The 13,264-nt window shown below is 33.9% G+C and carries 13 protein-coding genes; 7 read left to right on the forward strand and 6 right to left on the reverse strand.

Features of this window, described 5'->3' with window-relative positions:
* Positions 1-226: 226 nt before the first annotated feature.
* From clpX to GQ40_RS10890, 6 genes are all read right to left on the reverse strand, one after another.
* Positions 227-1,459 carry an ATP-dependent Clp protease ATP-binding subunit ClpX gene (clpX, locus tag GQ40_RS10865; protein ID WP_047548099.1) on the reverse strand — a complete coding sequence of 411 codons (1,233 nt, stop codon included), beginning with the start codon at positions 1,457-1,459 and terminating at the stop codon, positions 227-229.
* Positions 1,460-1,621: 162 nt separating this feature from the next.
* Positions 1,622-2,296, reverse strand: coding sequence for an ATP-dependent Clp endopeptidase proteolytic subunit ClpP (clpP, locus tag GQ40_RS10870; RefSeq protein WP_047548101.1), 675 nt, complete (start codon positions 2,294-2,296; stop codon positions 1,622-1,624).
* Positions 2,297-2,384: 88 nt separating this feature from the next.
* Positions 2,385-3,707 (reverse strand): trigger factor, encoded by a 1,323-nt coding sequence (tig, locus tag GQ40_RS10875; protein WP_047548104.1) that lies wholly within the window; start codon positions 3,705-3,707, stop codon positions 2,385-2,387.
* 110 nt (positions 3,708-3,817) lie between these two features.
* Positions 3,818-4,165: a phage holin family protein gene (locus GQ40_RS10880; protein WP_047548106.1), complete on the reverse strand. Its 348-nt coding sequence runs from the start codon at positions 4,163-4,165 to the stop codon at positions 3,818-3,820.
* 12 nt (positions 4,166-4,177) lie between these two features.
* Complete coding sequence (locus tag GQ40_RS10885) at positions 4,178-4,951, reverse strand: alpha/beta fold hydrolase (protein ID WP_047548108.1); 774 nt, start codon at positions 4,949-4,951, stop codon at positions 4,178-4,180.
* Positions 4,952-5,013: 62 nt separating this feature from the next.
* Positions 5,014-5,727, reverse strand: a complete 714-nt coding sequence (locus GQ40_RS10890; RefSeq protein WP_047548109.1) for a pyridoxine 5'-phosphate synthase — start codon at positions 5,725-5,727, stop codon at positions 5,014-5,016.
* A gap of 92 nt (positions 5,728-5,819) precedes the next feature.
* On the opposite strand from GQ40_RS10890, the gene GQ40_RS10895 reads away from it, so the two are divergent.
* The 7 genes from GQ40_RS10895 to GQ40_RS10925 all read left to right on the forward strand — a co-directional run bounded on the left by GQ40_RS10895 (position 5,820) and on the right by GQ40_RS10925 (position 13,211).
* Positions 5,820-6,476: a CBS domain-containing protein gene (locus tag GQ40_RS10895; RefSeq protein WP_047548111.1), complete on the forward strand. Its 657-nt coding sequence runs from the start codon at positions 5,820-5,822 to the stop codon at positions 6,474-6,476.
* Between the two features lie 3 nt (positions 6,477-6,479).
* Complete coding sequence (locus GQ40_RS10900) at positions 6,480-7,355, forward strand: NAD kinase (RefSeq protein WP_047548113.1); 876 nt, start codon at positions 6,480-6,482, stop codon at positions 7,353-7,355.
* Positions 7,356-7,464: 109 nt separating this feature from the next.
* Positions 7,465-8,154, forward strand: a complete 690-nt coding sequence (locus GQ40_RS10905; RefSeq protein WP_047548115.1) for a DUF6089 family protein — start codon at positions 7,465-7,467, stop codon at positions 8,152-8,154.
* Between the two features lie 2 nt (positions 8,155-8,156).
* Complete coding sequence (locus GQ40_RS10910; RefSeq protein ID WP_047548117.1) at positions 8,157-8,897, forward strand: isoprenyl transferase; 741 nt, start codon at positions 8,157-8,159, stop codon at positions 8,895-8,897.
* Positions 8,869-11,454: an outer membrane protein assembly factor BamA gene (gene bamA, locus GQ40_RS10915; protein WP_047548119.1), complete on the forward strand. Its 2,586-nt coding sequence runs from the start codon at positions 8,869-8,871 to the stop codon at positions 11,452-11,454. Before GQ40_RS10910 ends, bamA begins: the two co-directional genes overlap by 29 nt.
* 180 nt (positions 11,455-11,634) lie before the next feature.
* On the forward strand, positions 11,635-12,669 hold the full coding sequence (locus tag GQ40_RS10920) for an OmpH family outer membrane protein (RefSeq protein WP_047548121.1): 1,035 nt from the start codon (positions 11,635-11,637) through the stop codon (positions 12,667-12,669).
* A gap of 32 nt (positions 12,670-12,701) precedes the next feature.
* Positions 12,702-13,211 (forward strand): OmpH family outer membrane protein, encoded by a 510-nt coding sequence (locus GQ40_RS10925; protein WP_047548123.1) that lies wholly within the window; start codon positions 12,702-12,704, stop codon positions 13,209-13,211.
* Positions 13,212-13,264: the final 53 nt, after the last annotated feature.

The following is a 13,264-nucleotide window of genomic DNA, read 5'->3' on the forward strand; positions in this document are numbered from 1 at the left end:
TGGTAGTGTTTATCCAAAAGGTGCAAAGTCATTTTTTTTAAGAAATTAATGCACCTATATTTACATAGTCTTGAAGAAAAAGCAAACTATTGAAGCATTTAAAAAGACTAAAAACTTAAAGAAGTTATTCAAAGATATTGTTAAGCAATATTAATTATTAAATCCAATAAAAAAACCACTCTCGGGAAAAGAGTGGTTTCTTTTTTTATATTTTGTAATGTAAAATCTAAGACACTGCTTTCAACTTTTTAAGCGTTGTTTTTGATAATTTATCTTCAGCATAAGATTTTGTTACATTCAATTTTTTATCACCAGAGCTTGGCATTTCAAACATAGCATCGGTTAGAATCTCTTCACATAAAGAACGTAATCCCCTCGCACCTAATTTGTACTCAATTGCTTTTGTAACGATATAGTCTAAAGCACCTTCAGTAATCGTCATTTCTACCTCATCCATTTCAAAAAGCTTCTTGTACTGCTTTATAATGGCATTTTTAGGCTCTGTTAAAATAGCTCTTAACGTTTTGGCATCTAACGGGTCCATAAAGGTCAATACTGGAAGACGACCTATAATTTCTGGTATCAATCCAAAATCTTTTAAATCTTTCGGGATTATATATTGTAACAGATTATCTATATCTAATGCTTCTGCATCATGAGCAGCTTTGTAACCTATGGCTGCCATATTTAATCGTTTAGAAATCTTTTTATCAATCCCATCAAATGCACCACCAGCTATAAATAAAATATGCTCTGTGTTGACTTCAATAAATTTTTGATCTGGATGTTTTCTTCCGCCTTTTGGCGGTACATTAACAACAGTTCCTTCTAATAATTTTAGTAGTGCCTGTTGCACACCTTCGCCAGAAACGTCTCTGGTTATAGAAGGATTATCGCTCTTACGTGCAATCTTATCTATTTCGTCAATAAAAACAATACCTTTTTCTGCTTTTTCTAAGTTGTAATCTGCAGCTTGAAGTAATCTTGTTAAAATACTTTCAACATCTTCACCAACATAGCCAGCTTCTGTCAATACCGTTGCATCTACAATTGCCAATGGTACATTAAGCATTCTCGCAACAGTTTTTGCCATTAAGGTTTTACCTGTACCAGTTTCACCAACCATTATGATATTTGACTTTTGAATTTCTATATCATCATCACTCGGTGGCTGCAATAAACGTTTATAGTGGTTGTAAACCGCAACAGACATTACTTTTTTTGTGTATTCCTGACCAATAATATATTCATCAAGAAATTTCTTTATTTGCTGTGGTTTTTTAAGCATTAACTCTGAAGATAATTCTTCATTATCAGATTGCTTAGACTCTTCTATAACAATACCGTGCGCTTGCTCTATACAGCGATCGCATATATGTGCATCTAAACCTGCTATTAATAAATTGGTCTCTGGCTTTTTCCTACCACAAAACGAACATTCTAATTCTTCCTTTGCCATTTTTCATGTTAAAAGTTAAAAGCTTAAAGCTGAAAATTCTTACTCGAACTCACTTAAACTTTTTTCTTGTTATTTATATTTACCTGAATATAACTGAAACTCTAAATTTTAAATGCAATTGCAAGATGCTTGAGAGTTTCAATTTCCGAAGTAAAATTTATATTATCCTTTTGACAGCACTTCGTCTATCATACCGTATTCCTTAGCCTTCTCAGCTTTCATCCAGTAATCACGGTCACTATCTTCATACACCTTTTCGTAGTCTTGACCGGAGTGTTTACTTATGATTTTATACAATTCTTCTTTAAGGGTTACAATTTCTCGAGCTGTAATTTCTATATCACTAGCTTGACCTTGTGCTCCTCCCAAAGGTTGGTGAATCATAACGCGTGAGTGTGTTAAACCACTGCGTTTTCCTTTTTCTCCTGCTGCCAACAACACTGCTCCCATTGAAGCTGCCATACCTGTACAAATGGTTGCAACGTCTGGTTTTATCAACTGCATCGTATCGTAAATACCCAAACCTGCATACACACTCCCTCCTGGGGAATTGATGTAAATTTGAATATCCTTAGAGGCATCTGCGCTTTCTAAAAACAATAATTGCGCTTGTATGATATTTGCAATTTGATCATTGATTGCTGTACCCATAAAAATAATACGATCCATCATTAGACGAGAAAATACGTCTAATTGGGATACATTAAGTTGACGCTCTTCTATAATATAAGGCGTCATACTTGTTGGGTACATGCTGCTTACAATTTTATTATAATAGGTGCTGCTTACACCTTGATCTTTTATTGCAAATTTTTCGAATTCTTTACCGTAATCCATATATTTTTTTCTGAAATTTTATTTTAAACAAAAGAGCGTAAAACCATTCAGTTTTACGCTCAAATATACTAATTTATACTTTAATTTTTTAGCTGTAAAACTCTTTTACGAAATCATCGTAAGTTATTTCTTTTGTCTTTAAATTAGCCTCTGCTTTGTAAAGATTTAACAGTTTAGTGCTCATTAGTTGTTCAGATAGGCGCTTAACTTCATCTTTATTTGATAAAATTCTTGCTGCGATACCTTCTAATTCTTCGTCACTAGAGTTCATTTGACCAAATTGTGCCATTTGTACTTTAATCATTTCTTTGGCATGTGCCTTTAAATCGTCGAAAGTCACTTGCAAGTTGTGCTTCTCAATTAGTTTACCTTCAATTAACTGGTAGCGCATACTTTTTTCAGACTTTTCGTATTCCTCCTTAGCTTGATCTGCATCCATCTCTGTCTCTCCCGCAGTTTGCATCCATTTTTGCAGAAATGATGCTGGCAAATCAAATTTTGTGTTTTCCACTAAATTCTCGGTAACGTCATTCAATAGTTTTTGATCGCCTTGTTGCGCAAATTGCTTTTCGGAATCTTCCTTGATTTTCTCTTTGAGTTCTGTGACCGATGTTACGGTTCCTTTTCCGAAGAGCTTATCAAACAATTCTTGGTCTAAATCTGCTAATTCTCTTTCATTTATCTCGTTGATTGTAAAGTTGACTTCTACATCAAGATCGTGAGCATCGTCATGGGACACTTTTAAAAAGTTCATTAAATCATGATCATCGTTGAACAACTTTTTAGTTTTTAAAGTCACGACATCACCAACCTTAGCACCAATAAATTGCTTCTCTGTTGCTTTACCTTTAAATTTATCTAAAGTAATGGTAGTAGAATTATTGATCTCTTTTTCTTCGTTTTCAAAAACTCCAGTTATTTCTGAATCCTTGGTCACTTCCTTTTGGGAAATAATTTTGCCATATTGTTTTCTAATATGTTCTATTTGGTTGTCGATCATTTTTTTATCGGCAACGATATTATAATGTGTAATTGGTTTTTTACTTTTTAAGTTGACCTCAAATTCTGGAGCTAAACCTAATTCGAACTCAAAAGAAAAATTATCGCTATCCCAATCCAGATCATCTTGAGGTTTTGGCAATGGGTTACCTAAAACGTCTAATTTCTCTTCAGTTAGATATTTACCTAAAGCGTCTTGTAACAACTTATTAACCTCATCCACTAATACCGCTTTACCGTATTGCTTCTTTACCATAGTCATTGGCACATGCCCTTTTCTAAAACCAGGTATGTTTGCCGATTTACGGTAATCGGTTAATATTTTTTCTACTTTATCGCTGTAATCTTCTTTAGCGATATCGACTTTTACAACTGCATTTAGCTCGTCAATGTTTTCTCTTGTAATATTCATTATATGTATTATAAAACCACTAAGGGTGTTAATATTATACCTTAAAAAGGGCTGCAAAAATACAATATTTTTTGCAACCCTACAATACGTTTAATGGATTGTGTTTGAGTCTAATTTTTATTTTCTTTCAAAAGCGAATTCGCAATAGATTGGCAAATAGATAATAAAATACTAAACAGTAAAGCAATCCAAAAGCCATCTACGCCAAAACCGTCTATAAACTTATCTGCCAATAAAATAATACACGCATTGATCACAAACAGGAATAAACCTAATGTGACAATTGTAATCGGGATGGTTAAAACGACCAGAATAGGTTTTACAATAAAATTAAGTAATGCCAAAACTATGGCCACAATGATTGCTGCGCCAAACCCAGTAACGCCCACTCCTGGCAAAAAATGTGCTAAAAGCATAACAATTAACGCAGTTATTAGAAGTCTAATTATTAAATTCATTTTGATGTGTTTTTAGTTAGTTAAAGTTATAAAATTAATCACAGCATCGTAAAAATCCTCAGGGTTTTCTGCATGGAGCCAGTGACCTGCGTTTCTTATGGTTTTAATTTCCGCAAGCGGAAAGTGCTGCTTTATTAATTTCTCGTCTGTTGGCATCACATATTCGCTTTTATCACCTCTTAGAAACAAGGTTGGCTTTTCAAATTTTGAATGGATTGGAAGTGCCTCTCCAACTTCTGAAACATGTTCTTTTAAAACGTCCAGATTGATACGCAAAGCGAGTTTACCCTTTTCTATCCAATATAAGTTCTTGAGCAAAAACATGCGCGTTCCAGCTTCTTGAACATATTTTGATAATTGCTTATCTGCTGCTCCTCTACTCTTTAATTCTTGAAAATCCAGTGAAGATAATCCTTCTAAAATGGCATCGTGATGGGTTGGGTAGAAACGCGGACTTATATCTGCAATTAATAATTTAGAAACCAATTTTGGAAATTCCGTAGCAAAAAGCATTGCAGTTTTTCCACCCATAGAATGGCCCAAGAGAATGATATCCTCAAGATCATGATCTTCGCAATAGGTTTTTAAATCTTTAGATAACACCTCGTAGTTAAAGTCTTCACTATGAAAACTTCTACCGTGGTTACGTTGATCTACGAGATGGATTTCAAAACCTGCATCTCCAAATTTATTACCAAGTGTTTTCCAGTTATCGCTCATGCCTAGAAATCCGTGAAGAATGACAAAGGGTTTGCCTTTTCCTATGATTTGTGAGTGTAGTTTCATACGGTTTTATCTTTAATAATGAGATTTCTAATAGCGTTGGAAATGACAAATAGCAATTTTAATTATTTAAGTCTCTGCAAATACATTTGTACCACATTCTCAATTCCCAAATACAAACTTTCGGAAATTAAAGCATGACCAATCGAGACTTCCAACAATCCAGGAATATTATCCTTAAAAAATTTAATGTTATCCAAAGATAAATCGTGACCAGCGTTGACTCCCAAACCTATGTCATTTGATAATTCTGCAGCTTTTGCGAATAACTCGATTTCTTTTTTGTTGCCCAAACTGTATTGATGCGCAAAACTTTCAGTGTAAAGTTCTATTCTATTTGCTCCTGTAAGCTTGGCACCTTCTATCATTTTAAGATCTGGATCTACAAATATTGAGGTGCGTATTCCGTGGGAATTAAATTGAGCAATCACATCTGTTAAAAAATCTTTATGCTTAATGGTGTCCCAACCCGCGTTTGAAGTGATGGCATCTTCTGCATCTGGCACCAAAGTAACCTGTGTAGGTTTTACCTCTAATACCAAATCCATAAAAGATTGCACAGGGTTTCCCTCTACATTGAACTCGGTATAGACTTCTGGTTTTAAATCCCTTGTATCTTGATAACGAATGTGTCTCTCATCTGGCCTAGGATGTACGGTCACACCTTGTGCCCCAAAACGTTGAACGTCTTTTGCAAACTGCAAAACGTTTGGTGTATTTCCTCCACGAGAGTTTCTTAGCGTAGCTATCTTATTAATATTTACACTTAATTTTGTCATTGTACCTTTTATTTACAAACACAAAAATACAAAGTCCGTACTGCTTATTTGTGGTTATTTTTAATTAATTTTGAATAGAATAATAGATAGTTATGCCTTTAAAACAATACATCATAAACGATATAAAACCTCTCAATGTAAATGAGAAGGTTAGTGACGTCAAACTTTTATTTAATGAATTGACCTATTCACACATTCCTGTTGAAAGAGATGGTGTTTATCAAGGTTGTATTTCGGAAAATGATGCGCACTGTTTTGAATCGCAAAAAACGATTGCCGATTGTAATTATGCTATCGAAGGCTTTTTTGTAAGATCTCAAACCAATTGGCTTGATGTTCTAGAAACCTTTGCTCAAAATTCCTGTAATATTATGCCTGTTCTTGATAAACATAATAATTATTTAGGTTATTATGAGCTTGGAGATATTATTGGATTATTTAACGAGACTCCGTTTTTTGCTGAGCCTGGTGGAATTTTAATCATTGAAAAAGGAATTACAGATTACTCTTTTAGCGAAATAAGCCAAATTGTAGAATCTAACGACGCAAAAATCTTAGGTGCATTTATTTCTAAAATGGAAGGAGGTTTAATACAGGTTACTCTTAAAATTGGCAATGCAGGCCTAAACGATGTTGTACAAACATTTAGACGTTACAGTTATAATATAATTTCTGGGCACGAAGAAGACACCTATGTCGAAAACCTGAAAGAACGCTCTGAATACCTTAAGAAATATTTAGACATTTAATTTATGAAGGTAGCTGTTTATAGCCTTTACTATCCAGATAAATCTTCAGAATCTTTTGATGAGCTTATTGATGTGCTTGAGCAAAATAGTGTTGATATCTATATTGAAGCCAAATTTTACAATCAGCTCATTTCCGAAGAAAAAAAAATAAATAAACTTCAATCCTTTACAGAGCTTAACGAAAGTTTTGATCTTTTAATCAGCGTTGGTGGTGACGGGACAATCTTGAGAGCTATTACTTATGTTCGTAATCTTTCAATACCCATTGTTGGTATAAATACGGGACGACTCGGTTTTTTGGCAACGATACAAATTGATGAAATTAAAACTGCCATTGAGCATATCTTAAATGGCAATTACAAAACTTCTGAACGTACGCTTTTAAGCGTTGAGACCAATCCTGAAAACGAAAGCCTTAAGGAAACAAATTTTGCACTCAACGAAATTGCAGTAAGTAGAAAAAACACTACCTCAATGATTACTGTAGACACCCATTTAAATGATGATTACTTGACATCGTATTGGGCAGATGGGCTTATTGTTTCTACGCCTACTGGCTCAACAGGTTACTCTTTGAGTTGTGGCGGACCAGTTATTACTCCAGACGCTACCAGTTTTGTATTAACTCCCATTGCGCCTCACAATCTTAATGCCAGACCGTTGGTGATTCCTGATGATACGACTATAAAATTAAAGGTTGACGGTCGTGAAGATCAACATTTGATGTCATTGGACTCAAGAATTGTAACCCTTTCTAACGCTACCTTAATCACCATAAAAAAAGCCAATTTTAAAATTAAAATGGTAGAGTTGCTTGATGAGAGTTTTATTGATACATTAAGACAAAAAATGCTTTGGGGCGAAGACAAGAGAAACTGAGATTACAATAGACAATAAATCCTTTTAAAATCAGTTTTCAGTAAGACTATTTGCCACAAATTACCAAAGGCAAATCATATTTATTATATTTGCAAACTTTTAAAAATTTATGAGGTATTTAATCTTATTTTTATTGAGTATAATTTTCATACAAAAAAGCCACTCCCAAATTTATGAGTTTGGCATTTTTGCTGGTGGCAGCAACCCTATTGCCGATGTTGGCCCAACAGATTATGTTGCCCCTAACACAGTAACTTTGGGAGGTATCTTAAAATGGAATCGCAGCCCAAGACATTCATGGCGTTTTTCTATAAAATATTCAGATTATATAGGTTTTGATGAAAATTCTGATGACCCTAGACGTGTTGCACGTGATTACAAATTTGACTCTAATTTACTGGAGTTTTCCGCAGGAATGGAATTTAACTTTTGGGATTTTGATCTACATCAAAGCGGGATTAAAGTAGTCCCTTATCTATATTCTGGAATTTCTACCGCAAGACATCCCAATTTCTATTTTGATAATGCTGGAGAACAAGTCTCTGAGAACACAAAAAGTTGGGCATTTGGTATCCCAATGGTCCTAGGTATAAAATCAAATATTACCAATCACTTTATATTGGGTTTTGAGGTTGGCGCACGATATACGTTTTCTGATGAGCTGGATGGCAGCGTGCCAGATGATCCCTCTCGAGAGAATTTTTCCTTCGGAAATATAAACAGCAACGACTGGTATGTATTTACAGGATTCACCCTAACCTACACCTTTGGTCAAAGACCTTGCTATTGTAATTTTTAAAAATGGAATTAAAAGATCAAATTATAAGCGAAAAATTACCGCATCACATTGCAATCATTATGGATGGCAATGGACGCTGGGCTAAGCAGCAAGGGTTACTTAGAGTTATTGGTCACGAGAACGGAACAAAATCTGTTAGAGACGTCGTTGAGGCAAGTGCGGAAATTGGAATCAAAAACCTAACTCTTTATGCCTTTTCTACGGAAAATTGGAAACGTCCAAAACTGGAAGTTCAAACACTAATGAAGCTTTTGGTAAAATCCCTTAAAAAGGAAATCAAAACACTTCAAGACAATAATATTAGATTATATGCTATTGGCAATTTAAATGATCTACCAAAAAAAGCCCATCAAGAATTATTAGAAGTCATTGATAAAACAAAAAACAATACCCATATGACCTTGACTTTAGCACTAAGTTATGGCTCAAGAGAAGAAATTGTTAACGTTATAAAAGAATTAACAGAGAAAGTTAAAAATAATATAATTTCTGTTGAAAACATTGACGAATCGATTATTAATAAGCATCTTTACACGCAAAATTTACCAGATGTTGATCTGTTGATCAGAACAAGCGGTGAACAGCGTATAAGCAATTTTTTATTATGGCAAATCGCTTATGCAGAATTATATTTTACAGACATTCTTTGGCCTGATTTTAAGAAAAAGGACCTTTATGAAGCTTTGATTAATTATCAAAATAGAGAACGACGATTTGGAAAAACAAGTGAACAACTTACCTAACAACTTACTTTTGAAAACTTATATTAAGTCACTACTTACCGCATTCATTTTTATTACATCCTTTGTAGTAACTGCACAACAAACCGATTTTAACCAAGGCAAAACATACATTCTAGAAGATGTAAAAGTTACAGGTAACACAAATTTTAACCCATCTACAGTTATATCTTTTTCAAGATTAAAAGTAGGAGAAGAAATTGAAATACCTGGTGAGCAAATAAGTAATGCCATTAAAAAACTTTGGGATTCTAATCTATTTAGTAGTATCGACGTATATCTTGCAAAAACCGAAGGAAATAAAGCCTATCTAGAAATCAATCTTGTTGATTTACCAGAATTAAACGAGGTAACCATACAAGGCGTTAAAAAAGGTAAGATTGACGGATTAATAACTGAAAACAATCTTTCTAAAGGAACAAAAGTTACTGAGAATTTAGTTACGACAACCCGTAATTATATTACAAACAAATATAAAAAACAAGGTTTTTTAAATACAAAAACAACGGTTACAACTAAGGAAGTCACTAATGACTCTATTGAAAAAGCTAGAGTTAACATGCTAGTTTTTATTGATAAAGGTGAAAAAGTAAAAATTGACGACATTGTTTTTAATGGAAATGAAAAGATTTCTGATAAAAAACTTAGGAAATCAATGAAGAATACCAAGCAGAAAAATCCTTTACGTATACTTAAACGTTCAAAATTTATCAGAGACGACTATAAAGAAGATTTAGTAAGCATTATAGACAATTACAAAGAAAATGGGTATCGTGATGCTAGAATTCTGGGTGATTCTATAGTATATGAAGATGACAAAACGATATCCTTATACATAGATGTAGAGGAAGGAGAACAATATAAATTTGGTAAAATTAAGTTCGTTGGTAATGCTGTATTTACAGACCAGCAATTACAGTCTATTTTAAAAATTGAAGAAGGCTCTACCTATAATGGTGTTGAACTTCGTAAACGTATTGCAGATGAAACGAAACCTGATGCTGTAGATATTACAAATTTATATCAAGATAGTGGTTACCTATTCTCATCCATCAATCCAGTAGAGACTAGTGCCGATGGTAATGTGATAGATATGGAGATTAGAATTTCCGAAGGAAAACCTGCATATTTCAATAATGTATCTGTAAGTGGTAATGATAAAACAAATGACCACGTTGTCTATAGAGAATTGAGAACAAAACCAGGAACTCTATATCGTAAAAGTGATGTTATTAGAACGATTAGAGAGCTTGGTCAACTTGGATTTTTTGATGCACAGCAGTTAACACCTAACATGAAAAATTTCAATACACAGGATGGTACTGTTGATATTGAGTATCAAGTTGTAGAGCGTGGATCTAGCCAGATAGAATTACAAGGTGGTTATGGTGGTGGTGGTTTTATTGGAACTTTAGGGTTATCCTTTAACAATTTTGCCATAAAAGATATTTTTAATAAGGAAGCCTATAAGCCAATTCCTTCTGGAGATGGACAAAGTTTAGCTTTAAGATTACAAGCATCGCGTTTTTTCCAGACCTATAGTTTTTCTTTTTCTGAACCTTGGTTAGGAGGAAAACGTCCAGTTCAATTATCTACATCAATTTCCCACACCAAACAATTTTTATTTAATCCTATCACAAGGGACGCAGATAAAGATAGAAGATTCAATATTACTGGGCTTTCTGTTGGTATTGCGAAGCGTTTGAAAGTACCAGATGATTATTTTACATTATCTCAGGCAGTTGCAATTCAACATTACAATTTAAAGAATTATAATACCGGTCTATTCACATTTGGTGATGGCTATTCCAATAACCTATCCTATACCATTGGGCTATCTCGAAACAATCTATCTGTAGATCCAATTTACCCTACAGGAGGTTCTAGTTTTGCTATTACTGGTAAGTTCTCTTTACCATATTCGTTATTTAATAATGTGGATTATGAAGCTCTAAAAAACGAACGTGACCAATTAGACCCAACAAATGCTGATGATTTAGCTAGAATTGGTGAAATAGATCAAGAACGCTTTAACTGGCTTGAATTTTATAAAGTTAAGTTTAAGGGAGACTGGTACACTAGAATATGGGATAAGTTAGTATTCAAATCTGGAATGGAATTTGGTTTCTTGGGCGCTTATAACCAAGATAGAGGTGTTGTGCCTTTTGAGCGTTTCTTCCTTGGAGGAGATGGACTCGGTAATTTTGCTCTAGATGGTAGAGAAGTGATACAACTTCGTGGATATCCAAATCAATCCTTATCTTCTCAAGATGGAGGAACCATTTACAATAAGTTTTCTTTGGAATTACGCTACCCTATTACTCTAGGTGCACAGGCAAAAATTTACGGACTTACATTTGTTGAGGCTGGTGCTTCTTTTGACAATTTTAGAGATTACAATCCTTTTAATCTTCAAAGATCTGCAGGTGTTGGGCTAAGAATTTTTATGCCAGCGTTTGGTTTACTTGGTATTGACTTTGGATATGGTTTCGACCCATTACCTGGACAAACACAAAAGAACGGTCAAGAAATTCACTTCATTATTGGACAGCAATTTTAATTTTGGCACGATATTTTCTATATACCATAATAATTAACAATATGACGATTTAATGTCTGTGTTAAAATTTTTCTAAATATATTTCGTTAATTTGAAAAACTAAACACATTTGACAGAATCGTATTTTAATCTGTCATTTTAAAATTTATAGTAATTATCATAAATAATAAAATTATACAGATGAAAAGTAAAGTTCTTTTTTTAGTGGCCATAATAAGTCTAGTGAGCTTTGTTTCCAATGCACAACGTGGTGTTAGAATAGGTTATATTGACACAGAATACATTTTAGAAAATATACCTGAGTACCAAGAAGCAACAACGCAGTTAGAAAGTAAAGTTCAACAATGGAAGACTGAAATTGAACAACGCCTCACAGCAATCGATACAAAAAAGAAACAATTAAATAGTGAAAGTGTATTATTAACTAAAGAATTGTACGAAGAGCGCTTAGAGGATATCACTTTTGAAGAAGCAGAAGTTTTAGATTATCAGCAAAAAAGATTTGGACCAAATGGCGATTTGATGATTCAAAAAAACCAATTGATACAACCAATACAAGATCAAATTTTTGCTGCAGTACAAGAAATTGCAGGTGGTAAAAAATATGATTTCATTTTTGATAAATCTGCAGACGTGGTAATGTTATATTCTGCGGAACGTTTTGACCTTAGCGAACTAGTCATTAGAAGCATTACAAGATCATCTAAGCGAACACAAGCAAATTCAAGAGCAGAGCGCAGACAAGCGGAAGAAGAAGATGTCGTGCCCGTGGTAAATAAAGAATTAGATGAGCGTCAACAAGCTATTGAAGATAAAAAAGCAGCTCGTGAAGCAGAAATAGCTAAGCGACAAGAAGCACAATTAAAAAGAAGAGATTCTCTTAAGGCTGCTGCTGCAGAAAGACGTCAAAAAATATTAGACGAAAGAGCAAAAGCAAAAGAAGAAAGAGACAGCACAGGTAGCAGAACATCTCCAACAACAGAAAAAGGAGAAAACGCTAAAAAACAAGATTCTTCAAAAGCTAAAGAAAGTGGTGCAACAAAAACACCAGCTCAAATAGCAGAAGAGAAGAAACAACAAAAACTAAAAGATCGCGAAGAACGCAAAAAAGCTTTAGAAGAGCGAAAAAAGAAAATACTCGAAGAGAGAAAAAAAGCAAAAGAAGAGCGTGAGGCACAAGAAAAAGAAAATGACTCCGTTCCCGACGATAACTAAAAATAATAATTAAACACGTAACAAATTTAAAAATGAAACACTTAAAAACCCTTTTATTAGCAGCTATACTATTTGTTGGCACAACAAGTCTTGCAACAGCACAAAGTAAAATTGCACATATAAATACAACAGATCTTGTGCAGGCTATGCCAGATATGAAAGCTGCTCAAGCAGAGATTGAAAAGTTATCTAAAACTTATGATGCAGATTATAAGACAATGGTAACAGAACTTCAAAATAAAGTGACGCAATATAGAGCTGAGGCAGAAACTAAAACTGAAGAAGAAAACACTAAGCGCGCTAAAGAAGTTCAGCAAATGGAACAAAGTATTCGTGAGTACCAAGCAGGTGCACAAGAAGATCTTGGTAAAAAAGAAGCTGCTTTATTAAAGCCTATTTTCGAGAAAGCTAAAGCTGCAATTAGTAAAGTTGCCAAAGCGCAAGGTTACCAATATGTATTAGACTCTACTCAAGGTGGTGGTGTATTAGTATCAGACGGTAAAGATCTTTTAGCAGATGTAAAAAAAGAATTAGGATTCTAATCCATTAGAATTTATAAATTAAACGATAATGAAGCCACTTTTAATAAGTGGCT

The organism is Psychroserpens sp. Hel_I_66 (assembly GCF_000799465.1).
Lineage (GTDB): Bacteria > Bacteroidota > Bacteroidia > Flavobacteriales > Flavobacteriaceae > Psychroserpens.

Bases quoted from the DNA above. Each gene is read 5' to 3' on its own strand.
- GQ40_RS10925 (WP_047548123.1), top strand. From the start codon at position 12,702: ATGAAACACTTAAAAACCCTTTTATTAGCAGCTATACTATTTGTTGGC.
- GQ40_RS10900 (WP_047548113.1), top strand. From the start codon at position 6,480: ATGAAGGTAGCTGTTTATAGCCTTTACTATCCAGATAAATCTTCAGAA.
- tig (WP_047548104.1), bottom strand. From the start codon at position 3,707: ATGAATATTACAAGAGAAAACATTGACGAGCTAAATGCAGTTGTAAAA.
- GQ40_RS10910 (WP_047548117.1), top strand. From the start codon at position 8,157: ATGGAATTAAAAGATCAAATTATAAGCGAAAAATTACCGCATCACATT.
- clpP (WP_047548101.1), bottom strand. From the start codon at position 2,296: ATGGATTACGGTAAAGAATTCGAAAAATTTGCAATAAAAGATCAAGGT.
- GQ40_RS10880 (WP_047548106.1), bottom strand. From the start codon at position 4,165: ATGAATTTAATAATTAGACTTCTAATAACTGCGTTAATTGTTATGCTT.
- GQ40_RS10895 (WP_047548111.1), top strand. From the start codon at position 5,820: ATGCCTTTAAAACAATACATCATAAACGATATAAAACCTCTCAATGTA.
- GQ40_RS10920 (WP_047548121.1), top strand. From the start codon at position 11,635: ATGAAAAGTAAAGTTCTTTTTTTAGTGGCCATAATAAGTCTAGTGAGC.
- GQ40_RS10905 (WP_047548115.1), top strand. From the start codon at position 7,465: ATGAGGTATTTAATCTTATTTTTATTGAGTATAATTTTCATACAAAAA.
- GQ40_RS10885 (WP_047548108.1), bottom strand. From the start codon at position 4,951: ATGAAACTACACTCACAAATCATAGGAAAAGGCAAACCCTTTGTCATT.
- GQ40_RS10890 (WP_047548109.1), bottom strand. From the start codon at position 5,727: ATGACAAAATTAAGTGTAAATATTAATAAGATAGCTACGCTAAGAAAC.
- clpX (WP_047548099.1), bottom strand. From the start codon at position 1,459: ATGGCAAAGGAAGAATTAGAATGTTCGTTTTGTGGTAGGAAAAAGCCA.